This window comes from Methylobacterium sp. J-043 (assembly GCF_022829505.1).
In the GTDB taxonomy this organism is placed as follows: Bacteria; Pseudomonadota; Alphaproteobacteria; order Rhizobiales; family Beijerinckiaceae; genus Methylobacterium; species Methylobacterium extorquens_A.
Genome location: NZ_JAKSYB010000037.1, coordinates 18,332 through 39,848, shown reverse-complemented (window position 1 = coordinate 39,848; position 21,517 = coordinate 18,332). Strand labels below are relative to the sequence as shown.

Below are 21,517 nucleotides of genomic sequence, written 5' to 3'. Positions count from 1 at the left end.
ACGGCGTCTGAGTGTGGCGCCGGAGCCGCGTTCCGTGTCCCCGACCCGCCGCCCCGTTCGAGCGCCCGCCTCGGAAGCATTAAAGCGTAACGATGAGGCACATCCGCATCGCTTGAAGATCCTGGCTCGTCCTTGGCGGCAAAAACTCCTTCTCGGCCACGCCTTCCACGCCCTGGTGGAGCGGCTGCTCGACCACGACGTGCCGCTCTGCCTCATCAAGTTTCCCCGCTTCGCGCAGAACCCCGACGATCTCTACGACACGCTACGCCCGTTCCTGCCGCCGGAGCTCGACCAAGCCGGCTTCGGCCGGGCGCTCGCCAGCGTGGCGGATGCGGAGAAGATCCGGGTGAGCCGTGAGCTGAAGCCGGAGGAGCGGTCCGGCGCCCTGCCCTCCCTCGAGGAGCTGGAGCGCATCGCCCTGAAGCGGCAGGTCGCGTCCCTGCGGCAGCGGCTGGAGCGTCTGTCGCGGCCATCCCGGCTCGGCGGCCGGGCTTGGGCGAAGGGCGCGCACGCCCTGCACGAGACGGCGTTTCGGATGTGGCGGGCGCTCAAGGGTGAGATGCTGCGCCGGTCGGACGGTGGCCGATCAGGGGCGCGATGAAGGCGCCCGGCGTCAGATCAGGCGCGTGAGAATGAGCGCCGCCGTCACGGCCGGGGCGGCGGCTGCCGCCATGGCCCAGGGCCAGACCGGCGCGAGCCGTGAGCGGCGGTTGTCGTTGGCGGCCCGTGGCGCCGAGCGGCGCTTCACCACGTAGTGCGACAGCCGAACGATGGGCTGCTCGCGGGGCGTGCGGGCTGGGGGGGCGATCGAGTGGCGACAGATCGGCATGGCACTCATCAACAGGTGAGCCCGGCCAACCGTTCCGTCCGGCGCACGGGATAAAACGATCCCGGCGGAGGGCCGCGCCGACGCGCTCACCACAGCGAGAATTCGGTGGCGAAATCCGTGGTCCGCAGCGGGCATGCCGGCGCGGGGCAGGGATCGGCCGGGACGGTCGCGAGCACCCCGTCCGCCCCCGCCTCGAAGCGCAGGCGCACCGGCGGGTCGTCCTCCTTGGCGTAGGCGAGCCGCACCTCGAAGCGCACCGCGTCGAAGGTCTTGCGGTCGGCGTAGACGATCACGTCGCGGGAGACGGATTCGCCCGGGTTGAGGTCGGAGGGCTCGCTCGGGAGCGGCGTCGCGCCGGAAAACAGCAGCCCCTGGCGCAGGATCGGCGTCCCGTCGCTCTCGCGCACGTAATCGCGGGCGGCATCGACGTTCGCCGTGCCGGAGAGCGAAGCCCGGAAGGCGGCCTCCCGCGCCGCCATCCCAGCTGCAGTGTCGTCGCCCAGCTCGGAAAAGCGGGTGCGGATGCCGACCACGGTGTAGGTCAGCCCGAGCACGCGCACCCCTGCCTGGCCGACATTGGTGCGGGTCACGGTCGAGCGGATCGCCACCCGGTCGCCGCGCTCGCCGACCCGGGCCAGATCGGTCTTCACCGAGACCGAGGGCGGGGCGAGCCCCGGCTTGATCCGCGCCTCGTAGACGAAGGTGTAGACGCCCCAGGCCCCTGCCCCGAGGATCGCCAGCGTCTGCACCAGGGTGTTGGCGCCCTCCAGGCCGAACCGGCGCCGTTTTCGGCCCGGCCCCTCGTGACGGTCTGGCTGACGATCGTGCGGCGCCATGCGGCGGGGTCTCCCTTGCGTTGCCGGGGCAAACGCGAAACGCCCTTTCCCCGGCCCAAAATTTTTTGGATAGGGTTCTTCCCATGACCGAGCCCTTCTCCATCCTGCTCATCGGCTCCGGCGGGCGCGAGCACGCGCTGGCCTGGGCCATCACGAAATCGCCGCTCTGCACGCGGCTGTTCATCGCCCCCGGCAATCCGGGGACGGCGCAGCACGGGGAGAACCGGCCGGACCTCGCGGTGTCCGATCACGCCGCCGTCGTCGCCTTCTGCCGGGCGGAAGGGGTCGGGCTGGTGGTGGTGGGGCCGGAGGCGCCGCTGGTCGCCGGGCTCGTCGACGACCTTCAGGCCGCCGGCATCCCCGCCTTCGGGCCGACGAAGGCCGCCGCACAGCTCGAAGGCTCGAAGGGCTTCACCAAGGATCTGTGCGCCGAGCACGACATCCCCACCGCGGCCTTCGCCCGCTTCACCGATCTCGAGCCGGCTTTGGCCTATCTCCGCACGCGCGGTGCGCCGATCGTGGTCAAGGCCGACGGGCTCGCCGCCGGCAAGGGCGTGACCGTGGCCGAGACGCTGCCCGAGGCCGAGGCCGCCGTGCGGGCGATCCTCGACGGCAGCGAGGGCGGGGCGCTCGTCATCGAAGAGTGCCTGTTCGGCGAGGAGGCGAGCTTCTTCGCACTCTGCGACGGGACCCGTGCGGTGCCGATCGGGACGGCGCAGGACCACAAGCGCGTCCATGACGGCGACCTCGGCCCCAATACGGGGGGCATGGGCGCCTACTCCCCCGCTTCCATCGTCACGCCGGAGGTCACCGAGACGGTGATGGCGCGGATCATCGCGCCGACGCTGGCCGGCATGGCCGCCCGCGGCACGCCGTTCGCCGGCATCCTCTATGCCGGGCTGATGCTGACGGCGGAGGGCCCCAAGCTCATCGAGTACAACACCCGCTTCGGCGATCCCGAGGCGCAGGTGCTGATGCCGCGCCTGACCGGCGACCTCGTGCCCGCGCTGCTGGCGGCGGCCAAGGGCGACCTCTCCGGCGTCGCCATCGGTTTTGACGCCGCCCGCGCCGCGCTCACCGTGGTGCTGGCGGCGCAAGGCTATCCCGGCGCGGTGACCCGCGGCACCGAGATCCGCGGCGCCGAGGCGGCTCTCGATGAGGGGGTTCTGGTGTTCCAGGCCGGCACCCGCCGCGACGGCGACCGGCTGCTCGCCGATGGCGGCCGGGTGCTCGCGGTCACGGCGCTCGGCGCCAGCGTGCGCGAGGCGAAGGAGCGCGCCTACGCGGCGGTGAAGCGTATCGACTGGCCGGACGGCTTCTCTCGCAGCGACATCGGCGGCCGGGAGGTCGCCCGCGAAGCGGCTTCCTCCGGCACGTAAGCCCCATCGATGATGACTCATCGTCGATGGTCCGCGCGACGGCGCGGCGGCGGGCGTCCGCCGGACGCATGGAGCTCGACCATCGGTCGGGTTCCATGCAGCTTGGCGTGATGCCCGGTTTCCTCGACCTCGCCTTCACCGCCGCCCGCGAGGCCGCGGCTCTGGGCGAGGTGCCGGTCGGCGCGGCCGTGGTGCGGGACGGAACCGTGCTCGCGGTCGCGGGCAACCGGCCGCGCACGCTGTGCGACCCCACGGCCCATGCCGAGATCCTGGCGATCCGCGCCGCCTGCGCCGCGCTGCACGACGAGCGGCTGACGGGCTGCGACCTCTACGTGACCCTGGAGCCCTGCCCGATGTGCGCGGGCGCGATCGCCTTCGCCCGCATCCGCCGGCTCTACTACGCCGCCTCCGACCCCAAGGGCGGCGGCGTCGAGCACGGGCCCCGCGTGTTCAACCAGCCGACCTGCCACCATGCGCCGGAGGTCTATTCGGGCTTTCGCGAGAGAGAGGCGGCGGGGCTTCTCAGGGATTTCTTTTCGGAAAGGCGGGGGTGAGCGAGAGGCGAACCGCGGCGGCGCGCGGCGCGTTCGGCTCACGTCCCGCAATGCCGCACGGAGCTCCGTCCCATGGTCCCGACCTACCAGCGCGCCCTGATCGTCGGTGCCGGCCCCGGTTTGAGCGCCTCGCTGGCGCGCCTGTTCACGGCCGAGGGGCTGAAGGTCGGGCTTGCCGCGCGAAATGTCGAAAAGCTGAGCGATCTCGCCGCGGAGACGGGGGCCGTGGTCCATGCCTGCGATGCCACCGATCCGGGGCAGGTCGAGGCGCTGTTTCCCCGGCTCGAACCGGCGCTGGGCGGTGCGCCGGACGTGGTGGTCTACAACGCCAGCGGCCGGCTGCGCGGCGCCACCGTCGATCTCGATCCGCAGGCGGTGGCCCGCGCGCTCGCGGTCTCGGCCTATGGCGGCTTCCTCGTGGCCCAGGCCGCAGCCCGGCGGATGCTGCCCCACCGCCACGGCGCGATCCTGTTCACCGGCGCCTCTGCGAGCGTGAAGGGTTTTGCGGGCTCCGCCCCCTTCGCCATGGGCAAGTTCGCCCTGCGCGGCCTCGCCCAGAGCCTTGCCCGCGAGTGGCAGCCCCAGGGCATTCATGTGGCCCATGTCGTGATCGACGGCGCCATCCGCTCCGCCGCCCGGCCCGATCCGGGGGATCGCCCCGACGCGACCCTCGACCCGGATGCGATCGCGAAAGGCTACCTCGCGCTCCTGCGCCAGGATCGCAGCGCCTGGACCGACGAGATCGCCCTGCGGCCGTGGGTCGAGCGCTTTTGAGGCGTTACGCTGCGAGAAAGCGCGTTAACGCCCGCAGCGTCGGCTCCGGCGCTTCCTCGGCCATGAAGTGGCCGGAGGGGATCTGCGCGCCCTGAGCCTTTGGCGCAAAGGTCCGTTGCCAGGCCGCCAGCGCGGTCTCGGGCTTGTTTCGGTCGAGATAGGCTTCGCTCGCGAGCACGAGCACCGGCATCGCCAGGGTCCGGCCCGCGGCGAGGTCGTCGCGGTCGGCGGCGCGGTCCGGCCCGTCGGCGCCGCCGGCCCGGTAATCCTCGCACATCGCGTGGATGCGCTCGGGCACGTTCCAGGCCTGCCGGTAGAGGGTGAGCGCACGGGCGTCGAAGGCGCTCAGATCGTGCGCGGCGGTCCAATCGCGCAGCAGCCCCTCGAAATAGCCGTCCGGATCGCGGCGGATCGTGTCCTCCGGTTCCGGGGCGGGGCGCGACAGGAACGGCCAGTGCGGGTTCGCTTCGGGGTTCGCCTCGATGCGGGCCCACTGCACTTCGGTCGGCACGATGTCGAGCAGCGCGAGCCGTTCGATCCGGCCGGGTTCGTCCAGCGCCAGCCGGTAGCCGACGCGGGCGCCGCGATCATGACCGGCCAGCGCGAAGCGGACATGGCCGAGCCGCTCCATCACCGCGACGATCTCCGCCCCGAGCCGACGCTTGGCGTAGGCGTTCTCCCCGCTCCCCGAATCCGGCGCGGCCGACCAGCCGTAGCCCTTCAGGTCGAGGGCGATGACGCGGTGCGTCTCGGCGAGTGCCGGCGCCAGCCGGTGCCACATCGCGTGGCTCTGCGGAAAGCCGTGCAGCAGCAGGAGCGGCGGCGCCGTCTCGGGCCCCCCGGCCCGACCGAACCAGCGGCCCGCCGGCCCCTCGATCCAGAGCGGCGCGAAGCCGGGAAACAGGTCGTCGCCCTCGGCCATCCGCTGTCCTTCCCCTCCGACGTTTCGTGCCTGCGGACAACGGCCCGGCGGGGCGAAGGCTCCGGAGTTCCCGACCGGACGGTCGCTCGGGGGGCTGATCCGGTTTCCGCTTGCTTCAAGCGGGGACCGTGTCAGCAGGCCCGCGCGGCGTTTGAGCGACGTCCAAATCCGCTATCCCGAAGGGAACAAACGGATTTGGTATGAGACAGCATTGTTGCAACCGTGCGGGATTCTCGTCGGCCTATGCCATTCAGGCGGCCGTCACAGGTCTCGTCTGCGCTTGGCACGACAGAGTTTGGTCGGAAATTTGGGCAGAATGATCAAGTCGTGGGCATGAGAAAATATTTACATTTGCCATCGAAGCTTCGGCTTGCCTTCGGTAGTGCCATGACCCTGAACGACCTCGAAGAACTCGCGCGAATCGCCTTCGACTGGCTCTGGGCCACCGATGCCGAGGATTGCTTCAGCTACGTCTCCCCGGGCGCCGAGCGTCTGCTGGGCCGGCCTCCGGCGGACCTGATCGGGCTCGCGCGGTCGGCCCTGGTCTGCGAGGGGGAGGGTGCGAGCCTTGCCGTCTACCGCGAGACGATCGCCGCCCGCCGCCCGTTTCGCGACTTCACCTACGTCTACCGCCATCCCGACGGCACGCCGCGCTGGTTCGAGATCAGCGGCCGCCCGCATTTCTCGCTCGAGGGCGATTTCCTCGGCTATCGCGGTGTCGGCAGCGACGTCACCGAGCAGCAACGGACCCGGCGCACCCTGGTCGAGACGCATGCCGAACTCAGCGAGCAGAACCGGCGCTTCGACGCGGCGCTGGAGAACATGACGCATGGCCTGTGCATGTTCGATGCGGAGCAGCGGCTCCTGGTGTGGAACCGGCGCTACCTGGAGATCTTCGGCCTGCCCGACGACGCGGTCCATGTCGGCATGGGCCAGCGCGCCATCATCGAGATGCTGGTGGCGCTCGGGCGCTACAAGCGCGGCGCCACGGTCGATGCGATCAGCGAGGGCACCCGCACCTCGCTCAGCGCAGACGGGTCGAAATCGGTTTTGCGCGAACTCGCCGACGGGCGGGTCATCGCCGTGACCCACCGGCCCATGGCCGAGGGCGGCGGCTGGGTGGCGACCTTCGAGGACATCACCGAGCGGCGGCGCAACGAGGCGCGCATCATCCACATGGCCCGCCACGACGGGCTCACCGACCTGCCCAACCGCACTCGCCTGCGCGAGATCGGCGCCGAATCGCTCGCGGCCCTGCGCACCGACGCGGAGGCGCCGCTCGCGGTCCTCTGCCTCGACCTCGACCGGTTCAAGCCGGTCAACGACAGCTTCGGCCACGCGGTGGGCGATGCCCTGCTGCGGGCGGTGGCCGAGCGCCTGCGCGGGCATGTGCGCAGCCACGACGTCGTGGCCCGGCTCGGCGGCGACGAATTCGCGGTCCTCTCCCGCGTCGAGGATGCCGTCGGGGCCGCGACCCTGGCCGAGCGCCTGATCGAGGTCGTGGCCGCGCCCTACGCCCTCGACGGGATCACCGTCGAGATCGGGATGAGCGTCGGCATCGCCCTGGCCGAGGGCGACGTCCCGCACGACATCGAGCGCCTCCTCAAGGAGGCCGACCTTGCCCTCTACGAGGCGAAGACCGAGGGGCGCGGCACCGTCCGCCTGTTCGAACCACAGATGGACGAGACCCTGCGCGAGCGGCTCTGCCTCGAACGCGAGCTGCGCGAGGCGCTCGTGCAGGACCGCTTCGAACTGCATTACCAGCCGCTCGTGGACCTGTCGGACAACCGCATCACCGGCATGGAGGCACTGGTCCGCTGGCACCATCCCGAGCGCGGGCTCGTGAGCCCGACGGTGTTCATCCCGCTGGCCGAGGAGACCGGCCTGATCGTGCCGATCGGCGAGTGGGTGCTGCGCCAAGCCTGCCGCGACGCCGTGGCATGGCCGGGCGAGATCAGCGTGGCGGTCAACGTCTCGCCGCTGCAACTGCGCCACCGCGGCTTCGTCCAGAGCGTGCTCGGCGCGCTTGGCGCCAGCGGCCTCAAGGCGAGCCGGCTCGAACTGGAGATCACCGAGAGCGTGCTGCTCGAAGACACCGAGGCGAACCTCGAAACGCTCCACACCCTGCGCCGGCTCGGCGTGCGCATCTCCATGGACGATTTCGGAACCGGCTACTCCTCGATCAGCTACCTGCGCCGTTTCCCCTTCGACAAGATCAAGATCGACCGCTCCTTCGTGCGCGACTGCGCTGCCCAATCGGAGGCCGGCGCGATCATCCGTGCCATCGTCAGCCTGGGGGCGAGCCTCGGCATCACTACGCTGGTCGAGGGCGTCGAGACCGAGCCGCAACTCGCCACGATCCGGGCGGAGGGCGCGCAGGAGGTGCAGGGCTACCTGTTCAGCCCGCCCCTCCCGCTCCACGAGATCGCCGTGTTGCTCGACGCCGGGACGGCGGCCGAGGGCCGGCCCGCGCCGACGCTGGCGGCCTGAGGCATTTTCGGAAAAGGGGTTCTGTTCGGACGCTTTCGAGCGCCTGGGGGATATGCTCCGGGTGCCTTCAGGCGTCGCGGCACCGCCCCTCCCCTCCCCTCCCTGCTGCGTCCCTCCGGACGCATCGTCCGGGCGCCATCCTCCGCACCGCGTGGGCCGGCCGAGCGCGGCGGGGCCGGGCGGTTTTCTGGAACGCTTCGCCTCCGCAACCGATTTCAATGCCATCGACGGAACGATTCCGGCAGCTTGGCAATTTCTCAGCCAGGACAGACTTCGAAGACACTGCAAGACACCGTCTGAGACGGGCGTCAGGAGGATACCATGATCGGTTGGGCTGTTACCTTTCTCGTCGTCGCTCTGATCGCCGCGCTGCTCGGCTTCGGCGGCATCGCCGGCACCGCCATGGAGGCGGCCAAGATTGTGTTCTTCGTCGCGATCGCGCTGTTCCTGATCTCGGCGGTGATGGGCGCGGTGCGCGGTCGTTCGCCGCGACTGTGACCGACTTGAACCGCACGGTTCGATGAAAGGGCGGCCCGCGAGGGCTGCCTTTTCCTTTTGTGCAACCCGCTGCTCTGATAAGGGGCGCGGATGACCGACATTCCAGACCCCTCCCCGGCCGTGCCCGCGGATCAGCCCGTGAATCCGCCCGCGGTGCCCGAGGGCGAGCGCATCGCCAAGGCCATCGCCCGCGCCGGCATCGCCTCCCGCCGCGACGCGGAGGCCCTGATCGAGGCCGGCCGCGTCACCCTCAACGGCAAGGTTCTGACCTCGCCGGCGATCAACGTGACCGATTCCGACCGGATCACGGTGGACGACGAGCCCCTGCCCGCCCGCGAGCGGACCCGGCTGTGGCTGCTGCACAAGCCGCGCGGCGTCGTCACCACCGCCCGCGACCCGGAAGGGCGCCCGACGGTCTTCGACGGCCTGCCCGAGGAACTGCCGCGGGTCGTCGCCATCGGCCGGCTCGACATCAACACCGAAGGGCTGCTGCTGCTCACCAATGACGGGGGGCTCGCCAAGGTCATCGCCCATCCCGATACCGGCTGGCTGCGCCGCTACCGGGTGCGCGCCTTCGGTGACGTGACCCAGCCCGATCTCGACAAGCTGAAGAAGGGCCTGACCGTCGACGGCATGGAGTACGGCCCGATCGAGGCGACCCTCGACCGGGCGCAGGGCGACAACGTCTGGCTGACGCTCGGCCTGCGCGAGGGCAAGAACCGCGAGGTCAAGCGCATCCTGGAGCATCTCGGCCTGTCGGTGAACCGGCTGATCCGGCTCTCGTTCGGACCGTTCCAGCTCGGCGACCTCGAAGTCGGCCTCGTCGAGGAGATCCGCACCAAGGTTCTGAAGGAGCAGCTCGGAAAGAACCTCGCCGAACAGGCCGGCGTCGATTTCGAGAGCCCGGTGCGCGAGACGATCGCCCCCTTCGGCAGCCCGAAGAAGGCGACGCGTGCCACGCAGCCCGCGGCGCCCGCGGGGCGGGGCCGTCAGGGCGCGCGCGACGAGGGCTCTTCGGAGGGTCGCTCGGGCTCTCGCGGCGGGTCGTCCGGCCGTCCGCCGCGTGATCCCGCCCGCCCTGCCGCCCCCCGCGCCGGTGCGCGCCCGGCACCGCGCCCGCCCTCTCCGACCGTGTGGCGCGCCGACGAAGAGACGCGGCCCCGTGCCTCGAAGGTGCCGCGCCGGGGCATGGACCCCAAGACCGCCCGCGCGGCGGCGGCCGAGCGCGGCCGCGAGCGGGTCGGAGCGATCCAGGCGGCCGGCGAGCGCCGGGTGCTGGTGGAGCGGCTTCAGCCTTCGCCCGAGACCCCTGCGCCCGAGCCGCACCGCCGGGTCCGCTTCCGCAGCGAGGAGGAGCGCTCCGCCCCCCGCGACAGGGCGCGCGAAGACAGGCCGCGCCAGGATCGTCCGCGTGAAGACCGGCCGCGGGAGGATAGACCCCGCAGCGAGGGGCCGCGCGAGAACCGCGCCCGCGACGAGCGGCCGGGCCGGGACGATTTCCGCCGTAGCGCCCCCGCGGGCGATGCCCGGCCTCGCCGCCGTGAGGACGGGGAGGCCGCACCGGCCGAGCGGCGCGGGCCGCCCCGCGAGCGCCCGTCCGAGTTCGAGGGGCGTCCACCGCGCGAGCGGAGCGAGGGCCGGCCTCAACGTGATTTCCATGAGCGCGGCGAGGGCGCACCCCGCCGCGAGCACCCGAGCGACGGGCGCCCGCCCGAGCGTCGCGGCCCGCCGCGCGACCGGCCCCGTGCCGCCGAGGGCGAGCGGCCGGCCCGCCCGCCGCGCGGCGCCGAGGCGTCCGATCGTCCCGCCTTCCGCAAGGGCCCCGGCAAGGGCCCCGGTGGTGGTGCGGGCAAGAGCTTCGGCGGCAAGCCCGGCTTCAAGGGCGGCGACCGCGACGGCGCCAGGGGCGATTTCAAGGGCGGGGCGAAAGGTGGCCCGCGGGGCGACTTCAAGCCCGGTGGCGGCGGCCGGCCCGGTGGGCGCCCGGGCGGACGTCCCGGCGGCAAGCCCGGCGGTGCCCCCGGCGGACGTCCCGGTGGCGGCAAGCCGGGCCCGCGTGGGGGTGGACGCCCGAGCCGTCCGCCGCGCGGTGATGCGTAGGGCCTGAAGCGTGCGGATCGTCGGCGGCGAATGGCGCGGGCGCAGGCTGGCCGGGCCGAAGGCGGAGGGGATCCGCCCGACCTCCGACCGTCTGCGCGAAGCCCTGTTCAATGTGCTGGCCCACGCCTACGACGATGCGGTCGAGGACGCGGTGGTGCTCGACCTGTTCGCGGGCACCGGCGCCCTCGGCTTCGAGGCGCTCTCCCGCGGTGCGGCCCGTGCGCTCTTCGTGGACGAGGGGCGCCAGGCCGGCACCCTGATCCGCGAAGGCATCGCCGGGTTCGGCTGCGGCACCCGCGCCCGGCTGATCCAGCGCGACGCGACCCGGCTCGGGCCAGCCTCCGACGGGCCGGCGACGCTCGTCTTCTGCGATCCGCCCTACCGGAAGAACCTCGCGCCCGCCGCGCTCGCCGCGGCTTTGGCCGGCGGCTGGCTGAGCCCCGGCGCGCTCGTCCTCGTCGAGGAGGCCGCCGAGGCCGGGCCGGTTCTGCCACCGGGTTTCGCCGAGTTGGAGCGGCGCGGCTACGGTGAGACGGCGGTGACGTTCGGTCGCTTCGAGGGGTGAGCGCGTCGCCCGCGCCGTGAGGTTGCCCTATCTCGCTTGGGCCATGCCCGTCCGCGAAGGAGGCCCGCGCCCATGCCGCCTGTCCTGCCGTCCGTCTCGCCGCTCTCCCGCCGAACCCTGCTGCAGGGCGCCGCCGTCCTCGCCGGAGCGGGGCTCGCCCCCGTCGCACCGCGTCCGGCCCGCGCCGCCGACACCCTGATCACCCGGCCGATCCCCTCCTCCGGCGAGCAGTTGCCGGCCATGGGCATCGGTACCTCGCGCCGCTACGAGGTGGCGCCGACGCCCGAGGCGACCGCGCCCTTGCGCGAGGCGGTCGAGCGCTTCGTCGCGCTCGGCGGCCGCGTCATCGACACCGCCCCGAGCTACGGCACCGCGGAAGACGTCCTCGGCATCATCCTCCAGGGCCTGCGCGAAAAGATCTTCCTCGCCACCAAGGTCGCGGCCCGCGGCCGGGAAGCGGCCCAGGCTGAGACGGAGCGCTCGTTCCAGCGCCTGCGCACGGACAGGATTGATCTCATCGCCGTGCACAACCTCATCGACACGGAGACCAACCTCGCCGTCCTGCGCGACCTGAATGAGAAGGGCCGCATCCGCTACGTCGGCGTCACGGTCTGGCGCGACGAGCAGTTTCCCGAGCTTGAGACGGTGATGAAGCGGGAAAAACTCGACTTCGTGCAGGTGAACTACGCCCTCGACAGCCGGCTCGCGGCCGAGCGCATCCTGCCGCTGGCCGTCGAGCGCGGCGTGGCGGTGATGGTCAACGTGCCCTTCGGCCGCGACCGCCTGTTCAAGGCGGTGAAGGACAAGCCCCTGCCCGATTTTGCGACCGCGTTCGGCTGCAAGAGCTGGGCGCAGTTCTTCCTCAAATACGTGCTCGCCCACGAGGCCGTCACCTGCCCGATCCCGGGCATGGCCAAGGCGAGTTACGTCGAGGACAACCTCGCCGCCGCGACCGGGCGGCTGCCGGATGCCGCCGAGCGGCGCAAGATGGAGGCCTTCATCGATGCGGTCTGATGTTTTTGGGATTTCTCTGGGTCGGCGCGTGGCGCTGACGCTCCTCGCCGGCTCGTTCCTGCTCCCCGCGCTCCCCGCTTTCGCGCAGTCCGAAACGACAAAAAGAATCGGGATCATCGGGGCGGGCAATATCGGCGGCACGCTCGGCCGGCTCTGGATCAAGGCTGGCTACGAGGTGTTCTTCGCCTCCCGCCACCCGGAGGAACTGAAGCCGCTCGTGGAGGAGCTCGGGCCCAAGGCGCGGGCCGGCACCCCGGCCGAAGCGATCGCCTTCGGCAACGCCGTGCTGATCGCGGCGCCCTACAAGGCCTATCCGGACCTGGGCAAGGACAACGCCGCCGCGCTCAAGAACAAAGTGGTGATCGATGCCGGCAACGCGGTGAAGGCCCGCGACGGGGCGGTCGCCGATGAGGTGGAGCGCGACGGCATCGGTACGGTCTCGGCCAAGTACCTTGCGGGTGCTCGCGTGGTGCGGGCCTTCAATGCGGCCAACTACAAGATCTTCCAGAAGAATGCCGGCCGGCCCGAGCCGCGCATGGCGGTGCCGATCGCCGGCAACGATCCGAAGGCGCTGGAGACCGCCCGCACCCTGGTCTCGGATGCCGGCTTCGACCCCGTCGTGGTCGGCGAACTCAAGGCGGCGGACACCTTCGCCATGGGCTCGCCCGGCTTCGGCCATGACCTCTCGGCGCCGGAACTGAAGCAGAAGCTCGGGGTGAAGCCTTGAGCGAGGCTCGAGGCGTTTCTTCTGCCTCTTCCTCGGGCTCGTCCCTTTCCGACCGCCTCGCCCGCCTCGTCGACGTGAGGCCGGGCGAGGGCCCGGCGCTGGCGTGGTCCTGGGCCTACATCTTCGCCCTGCTCGCGAGCTACTACGTGCTGCGCCCGATCCGCGACCAGATGGGCGTGGCGGGCGGCCTGGAAAACCTGCCCTGGCTGTTCCTGGCGACGCTGGTCGGCATGCTGGCGCTGAACCTGCCCTTCGCGTGGCTGGTCAAGCGCCTGCCGCGCGCGCGCTTCGTGCCCCTCACCTACCGCTTCTTCATCCTCAACATCCTGATCTTTGCCGCGCTCATCGCGGTGGCGGAGGGCGAGACGGCGGTCTGGGTAGGCCGGGCCTTCTTCGTCTGGCTTTCGATCTTCAACCTGTTCGTGGTCTCGATCTTCTGGGCCACGGTGGTGGATGTGTTCTCGACGAGCCAAGGCAAGCGCCTGTTCGGCTTCATCGCCGCGGGCGCCACGCTCGGCGCCATCTGCGGCTCGGCGGTGACGGCGACGCTCGCCCGCGACGTGCCGACCTGGGCGCTGCTGCTGGCCGCCGCCGTGCTCCTGGAGGCGGCGGTGTTCGCCATGCGGGGGCTCGCCCGCCTGATCGGGCGCCTCCACGAGGTGCCGGAGGATTCGCGGGCGGGCGAGGTCATCGGCGGCGACGTGTGGGCCGGCGTCCGGCGCACTGTCGCTTCGCCCTACCTCCTGAACATCGCGGGGTTCCTGGCGCTGTTCTCGATCACCGCGACCTTCCTGTATTTCGAGCAGGCGGCGGTGGCCAAGAACAACTTCCCCAGCCGGGGGGCGCAGACAGCCTTCTTCGCCAATGTCGATCTCGCCGTGAACGCCCTGACGCTCGGCGTGCAGCTCTTCCTCACCGGGCGCATCACGCGCTGGCTCGGGGTCGGCGTGACGCTCGCGCTGCTGCCGGCGGCGAGCGTCATCGGGTTTGCCGCGCTCGCGCTCTCGCCGAGCGTCGCCTCGGTGGTGGTGATCTACGTGCTGCGGCGCGCGGGCAACTTCGCCATCGCCCGGCCGGTGCGCGAGGTGCTGTTCACGGTGGTGCCGCGCGAGGACCGCTACAAGGCGAAAAGCTTCATCGACACGGTGGTCTACCGTCTCGGCGATCAGGTCGGCGCGTGGTCCTATACGGGCCTCGCCGCGCTGGGCTTCGGCGGCCACGCCGCGGCGGTGGTTGCGGTGCCGCTCTCGGCGGCGTGGCTCCTCAACGCGCTGTGGCTCGGTCGGGCGCAGGCGCGGCGGCAAAAGGCAGCGGAAACGGACGACAAATCGGCACCGATGCCAACAGGCGCGGGCTGAAGCGGCTTGTTGCAAAGGTTATTTTCACACTAATCCTGTTTCCGCCCGGCGGATGAGACGAACGCGCCGGTCGTGGAAAGACCGTGATGCGGCATCGCAGCACGCGTGTGTTTCCGGCAATCATCGGACATAGAATAGAAACAGTGATCGTGCGGTATCGGCCGGGTCAACGCCCGTGCCGCAGCTCCGGCAGGCTCACCGGACATCCACCGGAGACCCATGGGACTCGTCCAGTACGCCCTCAAGTTCCGCATCACGACCTACGTCCTCGCCGTGCTGATGATGCTCGGCGGCGTCAGCGCCATCGTCGTGACCCCGAAGGACGTGCTGCCGGCGGTCGATATCCCCGTCGTCGTCGTGGTCTGGACCTATACGGGCCTGTCCGCGCCGGAGATGGAGAAGCGGATCACGACCTATTCCGAGTTCGGAATCTCCAACAACGTCAACAACATCGCCCGGATGGAATCGACGAGCCTGCAAGGCACGTCGGTGATGAAGATCTATTTCGACCAGAGCGTCAGCATCGATCTCGCCATCGCCCAGGTCGTCTCCTCCACGAATTCGATCCGCGCGCTGATGCCGCCGGGCGTACAGCCGCCCGTCATCGTGCGCTTCTCCGCCTCCTCGGTGCCGGTGATCCAGCTCGCGCTGACATCGGCCAAGGACAGCCTCAACAAGGTCTACGACTACGCCCAGTACCGCATCCGCCAGCGCCTGACGCAGGTGCCGGGCTCGACCCTGCCCTCCCCCTTCGGCGGCGCCCCGCGCCAAGTCATGGTCGATCTCGACCTGCACGCGCTCCAGGCGCTCGGGATGACGCCGCTGGAGGTCACCAACGCCGTCACCTCGCAGAACCTGACGATCCCCTCGGGCCTCGCCAAGATCGGCGAACAGCAATACCCGGTGCAGATGAACGCGACGCCGGACGCGATCGCGGCCTTGAACGAGATCCCGATCAAGGTGGTCAACGGCCAGCCGGTGCTAGTGCGCGACGTGGCCTATGTCCGCGACGGCGGTCCGCCGCAGGTCAACGTCGTGCGGGCGGACGGGCAAGCCTCGGTGCTGATGCGTGTTCTGAAGAACGGCACCGCCTCGACGCTGGATGTCGTCAACAACGTCAAGGCGGCGCTCCCCGACATCCGCGCGGCGGCCCCCGAGGGCATGGAGATCAAGCCGCTCTTCGATCAGTCGGTCTTCGTCTCGAACGCGATCGAGGGCGTGTGGCACGAAGCCGTCATTGCCGCGGCGCTGACGGGCCTGACCATCCTGCTGTTCCTCGGCTCGTGGCGCTCGACCCTGATCGTGCTCGTCTCGATCCCGCTCTGCCTCATGACCTCGCTGGCCCTGCTCGCCGCGCTCGGCCACACCATCAACGTCATGACGCTGGGCGGGCTGGCACTCGCGGTCGGCATCCTCGTCGACGACGTGACGGTGGCGATCGAGAACACCTACCGCCTGTTCGAGGAGGGTAAGCCGTTCCGCAACGCCGTGGTCGAGGGGGCGGCGGGCATCGCCAAGCCGGCGCTGATCTCGACGCTGTCGATCTGCGCCGCCTTCGTCTCGGTCTTCGCCCTCACCGACACCCCGAAATACCTGTTCACGCCCCAGGCGCTCGCGGTCGTGTTCGCGATGCTGACCTCCTACCTCCTTACCCGCACCCTCGTGCCGGTGATGATCGACGTGCTGGTGGCGCGCGAATACATCCAGCACCATGGCGGCGAGGGCGAGGCCCCGCGCCGCGGCCGGATCGAGCGGGCTTTGGCTTGGCTGCTCTCCCCCGTCTTCCGGCTGGCCGGCGCCTTCCGCCGCGGCTTCGAGGCGCGGTTCGACCGGTTCCACCGCGGCTATGTCGGACTGCTGCACGCGGTCCTGCGCCACCCGGTCGCGACGGTGACCGGCGTCGTCCTGCTGTTTGCCGGCACCGGCGGGCTCTTCGTCTTCACGGGGCAGGACTACTTCCCGCAGGTCGAATCGAGCCAGATGACGATGCACCTGCGCACCCGGCCGGGGATGCGCATCGAGACCGCCGAGCAGGTCTTCGCCGAGGTCGAAAAGGTGGTGCGCGATGTCATCCCCGAAGATGAGATCGACCAGATCCTCGACAATATCGGCCTGCCCTCGAACAACTACAACTTCGCCTTCTCCGACGGCTCCTTCGTCTCCTACAACGACGGGCAGATGCTGATCGACCTGAAGGACGAGCACGGCTCCATCGCCGAGTACCAGCGCCGCCTGCGCGAGACCCTTCGCGAGCGCTTCCCCGACATGATCGTCTATTTCCAGCCCTCCGACATCATCACGCAGATCCTCAATTTCGGCGTGATCGCGCAGATCGACGTGCAGGTCTCGGGCCGCAACACGGTCAAGGATCTGGAGGCCGCCCGGCGCATCGAGGCGCGGCTGAAGGAGACGCCCGGCCTCGTCGATGTGCACCTGCACCAGATCGTCGATCAGCCGCAATTCTTCGTCGATGTCGACCGGCGGCTCGCCTCCGAACTCGGCCTGACGCAGAGCCAAGTGGCCCAGAGCCTCAACGTGTCGCTCTCGGGCTCCTTCCAGGTGAACCCGAACTTCTGGACCGACCCGAAGACCGGCATCCCCTACCAGCTCTGGGTCCAGACCCCGGAATACCGCAACGCCTCGCTCACCGCGCTGCAGAACACCCCGCTCTTCGCCCGTGCCAATGCCGGCAGCGGGCCCGGCGCCCTGACGCTGCTGTCGAGCATCAGTACGATCACCCGCCAGCCGACGCAGACGGTGATCAACCACGTCAACACGCAGCCGACCTTCAACGTCTACGCGGCGGTGCAGGACCGCGACCTCGGCGCGGTCGCCCGCGACATCGACCGGATCGTCGCCGAGGAGCAGAAGACCCTGCCGGCCCCCGACAAGATCAGCGTGCGCGGGCAGATCGAGAACATGCGCGCCGCCTTCTTCCGGCTCGGGATCGGGCTCGGCATCGCGGTCATCGCGGTCTACCTCCTGATGGCGGTGAACTATCAGAGCTGGGGCGACCCCTTCGTGGTGCTGGCCGCCCTGCCGATCGCCTTCTGCGGTATCGTCGCGAGCCTGTTCATCACCGGCACCACCTTCTCGATTCCCTCCCTGTTCGGGGCGATCATGTCGGTGGGCATCGCCTCCGCCAACTCGATCCTGCTCGTCACCTTCGCCAAGGAGCACCGGGAGGCGACGGGCTGTTCGGCCCGTGAGGCGGCCATCGTCGCGGGCGAGACGCGGCTGCGGCCGGTGCTGATGACCGCGAGCGCGATGTTCCTCGGGCTTGTGCCCATGGCGCTCGGCACCGGCGAGGGCGGGGAGCAGAACGCGGCCCTGGCCCGCGCGGTGATGGGCGGCATCGCCCTCGGCACGCCCTCGACCCTGCTGTTCGTGCCGTTCCTCTACAGCCTGCTGCGGCGGGGCGAGGCCAAGCCGCTCGAGGATTACGTCTGATGCCCGTCCGATCCGACCGGAGGATTCGCCCGTGACCGATGGCGAGGACAAAAAAATCCCGCCGCCGCCGGGCAAGGGCGGCTTCGCGCTGGCCGGGCTGATCGCGCTCGGCCTGCTGGCCTATGGCGGCTACGGCCATTGGCAGCGGGCGGCCCGGGCCGAGTCGACGCGGGCCCGGCAGATGGAGTTCGTGCCGAAAGTCCGCACCGAGGAGGCCAAGCGCCTCGACGGGCCGATCGAGCTGACCCTGCCGGGTCAGACCGAGCCCTTCGCCACCGCGCGGATCTATCCCCGCGCCACCGGCTACATCGCCGAGCGCCATGTAGATCTCGGCTCGCGGGTGAAGAAGGGCGACGTGCTCCTGCGCATCGCCGCCCCCGATCTCGACCAGCAGCTCGCCCAGGCCGAGGCGCAACTCGGCCAGTTGGAGGCGCAGCTCCTGCGGGCTCGGGCCATGGTCGATCAGGCCAAGGCCAACGCGAACCTTGCCCAGGCTACCAATTCGCGCACCTCGACGCTCGCTGGCCAGGGCTGGGCCTCGAAGCAGAACGCCGACAACACTCAGGCCGGCGTTCTGGCGCAGCAGGCGAACCTCGCCTCGGCGGAGGCCGACGTGAAGGTGGCTCAGGCCAACATCAAGGCGCAGCAGGCGACCGTGGGGCGGCTCAAGGCGCTCACCGGATTCGAGGTCGTCACCGCGCCCTTCGACGGCGTTGTGACGACCCGCAACGTCGATGTTGGCGACCTCGTCCAGGCCGATGCGGGCTCGGGCACGCCGCTCTTGTCGATGGACCGGGACGACGTGCTGCGCATCTCGGTCAACGTGCCGCAGAATGCGGCGGTCGGCGTGCAGCCCGGCGTCAAAGCCCAGATCAAGGTGCCGCAGATGCCCGACCGCAGCTTCTCCGGCGTGGTCGAGCGCAGCTCGGTGGCGCTGCTCGCCTCCTCGCGCACCCTGACGACGCAGGTCGATGTGCCGAACCCCGACCGCACCCTGCGGCCCGGCCTCTACGTCTACGTAACCCTGGCGATCCCCCGCACCGGCGGCGCCACGGTGGCGGTGCCGGCCGAAGCCCTGGTGTTCAACCAGTCCGGCACCCGCGTGGCGGTGGCCCGCGAGGACGATCGCGTGAATTGGGTCGAGGTCCACGTCGCCCGCGACAAGGGCACGGTAGTCGAGGTGGACAAGGGCCTCTCGGGCGGCGAGCGCCTCGTGCTGAGCCCCCCGGCCGATCTCAAGGACGGCGGCCGCATCGCGCCGCAGGCGCCGAAATCGGACAAGCCGATGCAAGCTGCGCAGCGCTGAGGGTTTCGCGCAGCGCTGATCCCATCCTCGCCCTCATCCCGAGGTGCCGGAGCGAAGCGGAGGCCTCGAAGGATCCTCCTGCAATCGCGCGAGATCGGGAGGATCCTTCGAAGCCCGCTGGCGCCAGGACCTCAGGATGAGGGGGGGCGGTGGCTTCATGCCTGTTGGCCTTATCGACAGGTTGCGCGGGCGGCCCCGCTCGGCTCACATCCCGCCCGGAAACGCATCCCACGAGAAGGGCCCGACCATGACCGACCTCAAAACCCTGCGCAGCCTATCCGGCCTGCCGCCGGAGCCCGCTTCCCTGTCGGGTTCGGCGCTGGTGATGATCGACCTGCAGAACACCTACCGCGAGGGCGTGATGCGGCTGGAGGGCGTCGAGCCGGCGATCCGCGAGGCGCAGGCGCTTCTGGAACGGGCGCGGGCGGCGGGCATCCCGGTCTTTCATGTGCGCCACGATGCAGGATCCGGCTCGCCCTACGACGTCACCGCCGCCATCGGCCAGATCAGCGACGAGGTCGCGCCGCGGAACGGGGAGCCCGTCATCACCAAGGCCTATCCGAGTTCCTTCGTCGGCACCGACCTTCAGGCGCAGCTGGAGGCGGCCGGCGTGAAGGACGTGATCCTGGCCGGCTTCATGACGCATATGTGCGTGAATTCGACCGCGCGCGGCGCCTTCAACCTCGGCTTCCGCCCGACCGTGGTGGCCTCGGCCACCGCCACCCGCGCCCTGCCGGGGCCGGACGGCGCGACCGTTCCGGCGGCGGCGGTGCAGGCCGCGAGCCTCGCGGCGCTCGGCGACCTGTTCGCGGTGGTGGCGCCGGATGCGGCGGCGATCCGCGGGTGAGCGATCAGGCCGCGCGGGACTGCGCGGCCTCTTCCACCGCCTGCCCGCCGAACACGCGCTGGTAGAGCGCGGCGGGGCTGTGGCTGCGGCCTTCCGAATCGACGATGCGGACGTCGTTCATGCCGGAGGTGGTTAGCGACAGGCCCTGCTCCAGGGCGCTCAGCAGGGAGCCGTGCTGCCAGGAATAGACGCGCGAAGCGGTGCCGGCGCTGACGGTGAAACTCACGGGGCGACTTTCCCAATCTTGAGACCGGCTGGCGACTGTGCCGCCGGATGTGATGAATGAAGAGGCAGCCCGGATCCGGGTTCCTAAAACTTGAACTTTAATAGTGGCTCTTGGTTGACGAAGTCTTTGCGGAACCTGCCCCTTTCGGTGGCGGAACCGCGGGCGCCCGATGGCGGTATGATGGCAGCGGCGCCATTCGCGTCTCGCAGGGTGCCCGCCCGGTCCGCCGCATTGCCGGGGTGCGCCGGGCTCCTCAAGACGAGGGCAGGTGGCCTCTCAGGCGCCGTTTCCCGACAGCCACAGCGGAGTGATTCCATGGAATACCGGCAGTTCGGACGCTCGGGCCTCAAGGTGCCGGTGCTCAGCCTCGGCACCGCCACCTTCGGCGGCACCGACGCGTTCTTCCAGAACTGGGGCAGCACCGGCGTGGCCGAGGCGAGCCGCCTGATCGATCTCTGCCTCGATGCGGGCGTCAACTTCCTCGACACCGCCGACCTGTATTCGAGCGGTGATTCGGAAAAGATCCTCGGAGAGGCGATCAAGGGCCGCCGCGACCGGCTCCTGATCTCGACCAAGGCGACCTTCCGGGTCGGCGAGGACGTGAACGCGGTCGGCTCGTCGCGTCACCACCTGATCCGCGCCTGCGAAGCGAGCCTGAAGCGGCTCCAGACCGACCACATCGACGTCTACTTCATGCACGGCTTCGATGCGCTGACGCCCGTCGAGGAGACCCTGCGGGCGCTCGACGACCTCACCCGCTCGGGCAAGATCGGCTACATCGGCGCCTCGAACTTCTCCGGCTGGCAACTGATGAAGGCGCTGGCGACCTCGGAGCGGTACGGGCTTGCCCGCTACGTCGTCTATCAGGGCTACTACTCGCTGATCGGCCGCCATTACGAGTGGGAGCTGATGCCCCTCGGCCTCGACCAGGGCGTCGGCCTGATGGTGTGGAGCCCGCTCGGCTGGGGCCGGCTCACCGGCAAGATCCGGCGGGGGCAGGCGGCCTCGGGCGGGCGGCTGTCCACGTCCGGCGGCGCCGAGGGCGGTCCCACCGTCTCCGACGATTACCTCTACGACGTCGTCGATGCCCTCGACGCGGTCGCCGCCGAGACCGGCAAGACGGTGCCGCAGGTGGCGCTGAACTGGCTGCTCAGCCGCCCGACCGTGTGCAACATCGTCATCGGCGCCCGCAACGAGGAGCAGTTGAAGCAGAATCTCGGTGCGGTGGGCTGGTCGCTGACGCCCGACCAGATCGCTCGCCTCGACGCGGCAAGCCGGGAAAACCCGATCTACCCCTACTGGCACCAGACCGGCTTCGACGAGCGCAACCCCAAGCCGACGGCTTGGTGAGCCGGGGCGGGTCTGGTTACCCTCATCGCGAGCAGTCAGACGAAGTGCCCCAAGACCAAGACGCCGCCGGACAGGAGGCTTGTGTCGCCTAATCCGCCGGACCATCCAAATACGTCATCCAGGGCCGCCACGTTACGCGTCCGGTAGAAGCGCGTCCAAACTGCTGTCTAAATCTGCCTTTAAATCGGAATTTATGCCTACGTTTGGGACGGATGAGGATGGCCATTAGGCGATCTCAAAACAGACTCTCAAAAATGCTTGAGGATGTCAGCCAACGCCGGTTGGCTGACAT

At 70.2% G+C, this 21,517-nt stretch carries 19 protein-coding genes; 15 read left to right on the top strand and 4 right to left on the bottom strand.

Annotated features, from left to right (window positions below; translation table 11 throughout):
• Positions 1–112: 112 nt before the first annotated feature.
• Positions 113–601, top strand: a complete 489-nt coding sequence (locus MKK50_RS08215; protein WP_499021669.1) for a hypothetical protein — start codon at positions 113–115, stop codon at positions 599–601.
• 12 nt (positions 602–613) lie between these two features.
• Here MKK50_RS08215 and MKK50_RS08210 read toward each other — a convergent pair whose 3' ends face one another.
• Together MKK50_RS08210 and MKK50_RS08205 are read right to left on the bottom strand one after the other, a co-directional pair.
• Positions 614–829, bottom strand: coding sequence for a hypothetical protein (locus MKK50_RS08210; protein WP_253370188.1), 216 nt, complete (start codon positions 827–829; stop codon positions 614–616).
• Positions 830–915: 86 nt separating this feature from the next.
• Positions 916–1,665, bottom strand: a complete 750-nt coding sequence (locus MKK50_RS08205; RefSeq protein ID WP_499021668.1) for a hypothetical protein — start codon at positions 1,663–1,665, stop codon at positions 916–918.
• Between the two features lie 83 nt (positions 1,666–1,748).
• On the opposite strand from MKK50_RS08205, the gene purD reads away from it, so the two are divergent.
• The 3 genes from purD (at position 1,749) to MKK50_RS08190 (ending at position 4,372) form a co-directional block, all read left to right on the top strand.
• Entirely contained in the window at positions 1,749–3,044 is a 1,296-nt protein-coding gene (gene purD / locus MKK50_RS08200; RefSeq protein WP_499021667.1) for a phosphoribosylamine--glycine ligase, read from the top strand.
• Between the two features lie 110 nt (positions 3,045–3,154).
• Positions 3,155–3,598: a nucleoside deaminase gene (locus MKK50_RS08195; protein ID WP_499021726.1), complete on the top strand. Its 444-nt coding sequence runs from the start codon at positions 3,155–3,157 to the stop codon at positions 3,596–3,598.
• Between the two features lie 72 nt (positions 3,599–3,670).
• Complete coding sequence (locus MKK50_RS08190; protein ID WP_499021665.1) at positions 3,671–4,372, top strand: SDR family oxidoreductase; 702 nt, start codon at positions 3,671–3,673, stop codon at positions 4,370–4,372.
• A 4-nt stretch (positions 4,373–4,376) separates the two neighbouring features.
• On the opposite strand, the gene MKK50_RS08185 is transcribed toward MKK50_RS08190, so the two are convergent.
• Positions 4,377–5,294, bottom strand: coding sequence for an alpha/beta fold hydrolase (locus tag MKK50_RS08185; protein ID WP_499021664.1), 918 nt, complete (start codon positions 5,292–5,294; stop codon positions 4,377–4,379).
• Between the two features lie 387 nt (positions 5,295–5,681).
• Between MKK50_RS08185 and MKK50_RS08180 the strand changes: the two genes are divergently transcribed.
• The 10 genes from MKK50_RS08180 (at position 5,682) to MKK50_RS08135 (ending at position 19,649) form a co-directional block, all read left to right on the top strand.
• Positions 5,682–7,784: a putative bifunctional diguanylate cyclase/phosphodiesterase gene (locus MKK50_RS08180; RefSeq protein ID WP_253370194.1), complete on the top strand. Its 2,103-nt coding sequence runs from the start codon at positions 5,682–5,684 to the stop codon at positions 7,782–7,784.
• Between the two features lie 321 nt (positions 7,785–8,105).
• Positions 8,106–8,282, top strand: a complete 177-nt coding sequence (locus MKK50_RS08175; RefSeq protein ID WP_012456035.1) for a DUF1328 domain-containing protein — start codon at positions 8,106–8,108, stop codon at positions 8,280–8,282.
• A 90-nt stretch (positions 8,283–8,372) separates the two neighbouring features.
• Positions 8,373–10,382 carry a pseudouridine synthase gene (locus tag MKK50_RS08170; RefSeq protein WP_499021663.1) on the top strand — a complete coding sequence of 670 codons (2,010 nt, stop codon included), beginning with the start codon at positions 8,373–8,375 and terminating at the stop codon, positions 10,380–10,382.
• A 10-nt stretch (positions 10,383–10,392) separates the two neighbouring features.
• Complete coding sequence (gene rsmD, locus MKK50_RS08165) at positions 10,393–10,947, top strand: 16S rRNA (guanine(966)-N(2))-methyltransferase RsmD (protein ID WP_499021661.1); 555 nt, start codon at positions 10,393–10,395, stop codon at positions 10,945–10,947.
• 72 nt (positions 10,948–11,019) lie between these two features.
• On the top strand, positions 11,020–11,961 hold the full coding sequence (locus MKK50_RS08160) for an aldo/keto reductase (RefSeq protein WP_499021659.1): 942 nt from the start codon (positions 11,020–11,022) through the stop codon (positions 11,959–11,961).
• The gene (locus MKK50_RS08155) at positions 11,951–12,688 is read left to right on the top strand and encodes an NADPH-dependent F420 reductase (protein ID WP_499021658.1); all 738 of its coding nucleotides are present in this window, start codon (positions 11,951–11,953) and stop codon (positions 12,686–12,688) included. The genes MKK50_RS08160 and MKK50_RS08155 overlap by 11 nt, the downstream gene beginning before the upstream one ends.
• Positions 12,685–14,046, top strand: coding sequence for an NTP/NDP exchange transporter (locus tag MKK50_RS08150; RefSeq protein ID WP_499021657.1), 1,362 nt, complete (start codon positions 12,685–12,687; stop codon positions 14,044–14,046). Before MKK50_RS08155 ends, MKK50_RS08150 begins: the two co-directional genes overlap by 4 nt.
• Positions 14,047–14,265: 219 nt before the next feature.
• Complete coding sequence (locus tag MKK50_RS08145; protein WP_499021655.1) at positions 14,266–17,496, top strand: efflux RND transporter permease subunit; 3,231 nt, start codon at positions 14,266–14,268, stop codon at positions 17,494–17,496.
• A gap of 31 nt (positions 17,497–17,527) precedes the next feature.
• Positions 17,528–18,802, top strand: coding sequence for an efflux RND transporter periplasmic adaptor subunit (locus tag MKK50_RS08140; protein ID WP_499021653.1), 1,275 nt, complete (start codon positions 17,528–17,530; stop codon positions 18,800–18,802).
• Positions 18,803–19,049: 247 nt separating this feature from the next.
• Complete coding sequence (locus MKK50_RS08135) at positions 19,050–19,649, top strand: cysteine hydrolase family protein (protein ID WP_499021652.1); 600 nt, start codon at positions 19,050–19,052, stop codon at positions 19,647–19,649.
• Between the two features lie 4 nt (positions 19,650–19,653).
• Here the strand turns inward: MKK50_RS08135 and MKK50_RS08130 are convergent, their stop codons facing one another.
• Positions 19,654–19,875 (bottom strand): hypothetical protein, encoded by a 222-nt coding sequence (locus MKK50_RS08130; RefSeq protein WP_253370204.1) that lies wholly within the window; start codon positions 19,873–19,875, stop codon positions 19,654–19,656.
• A 315-nt stretch (positions 19,876–20,190) separates the two neighbouring features.
• Here MKK50_RS08130 and MKK50_RS08125 point away from each other — a divergent pair, with 315 nt between their 5' ends.
• On the top strand, positions 20,191–21,225 hold the full coding sequence (locus tag MKK50_RS08125; RefSeq protein WP_253370206.1) for an aldo/keto reductase: 1,035 nt from the start codon (positions 20,191–20,193) through the stop codon (positions 21,223–21,225).
• Positions 21,226–21,517: the final 292 nt, after the last annotated feature.

Bases quoted from the DNA above. Each gene is read 5' to 3' on its own strand.
- purD (WP_499021667.1), top strand. From the start codon at position 1,749: ATGACCGAGCCCTTCTCCATCCTGCTCATCGGCTCCGGCGGGCGCGAG.
- MKK50_RS08180 (WP_253370194.1), top strand. From the start codon at position 5,682: ATGACCCTGAACGACCTCGAAGAACTCGCGCGAATCGCCTTCGACTGG.
- MKK50_RS08185 (WP_499021664.1), bottom strand. From the start codon at position 5,294: ATGGCCGAGGGCGACGACCTGTTTCCCGGCTTCGCGCCGCTCTGGATC.
- MKK50_RS08145 (WP_499021655.1), top strand. From the start codon at position 14,266: ATGGGACTCGTCCAGTACGCCCTCAAGTTCCGCATCACGACCTACGTC.
- MKK50_RS08135 (WP_499021652.1), top strand. From the start codon at position 19,050: ATGACCGACCTCAAAACCCTGCGCAGCCTATCCGGCCTGCCGCCGGAG.
- MKK50_RS08195 (WP_499021726.1), top strand. From the start codon at position 3,155: ATGCCCGGTTTCCTCGACCTCGCCTTCACCGCCGCCCGCGAGGCCGCG.
- MKK50_RS08155 (WP_499021658.1), top strand. From the start codon at position 11,951: ATGCGGTCTGATGTTTTTGGGATTTCTCTGGGTCGGCGCGTGGCGCTG.
- MKK50_RS08160 (WP_499021659.1), top strand. From the start codon at position 11,020: ATGCCGCCTGTCCTGCCGTCCGTCTCGCCGCTCTCCCGCCGAACCCTG.
- MKK50_RS08175 (WP_012456035.1), top strand. From the start codon at position 8,106: ATGATCGGTTGGGCTGTTACCTTTCTCGTCGTCGCTCTGATCGCCGCG.
- MKK50_RS08205 (WP_499021668.1), bottom strand. From the start codon at position 1,665: ATGGCGCCGCACGATCGTCAGCCAGACCGTCACGAGGGGCCGGGCCGA.
- MKK50_RS08210 (WP_253370188.1), bottom strand. From the start codon at position 829: ATGCCGATCTGTCGCCACTCGATCGCCCCCCCAGCCCGCACGCCCCGC.
- MKK50_RS08190 (WP_499021665.1), top strand. From the start codon at position 3,671: ATGGTCCCGACCTACCAGCGCGCCCTGATCGTCGGTGCCGGCCCCGGT.
- MKK50_RS08125 (WP_253370206.1), top strand. From the start codon at position 20,191: ATGGAATACCGGCAGTTCGGACGCTCGGGCCTCAAGGTGCCGGTGCTC.
- MKK50_RS08170 (WP_499021663.1), top strand. From the start codon at position 8,373: ATGACCGACATTCCAGACCCCTCCCCGGCCGTGCCCGCGGATCAGCCC.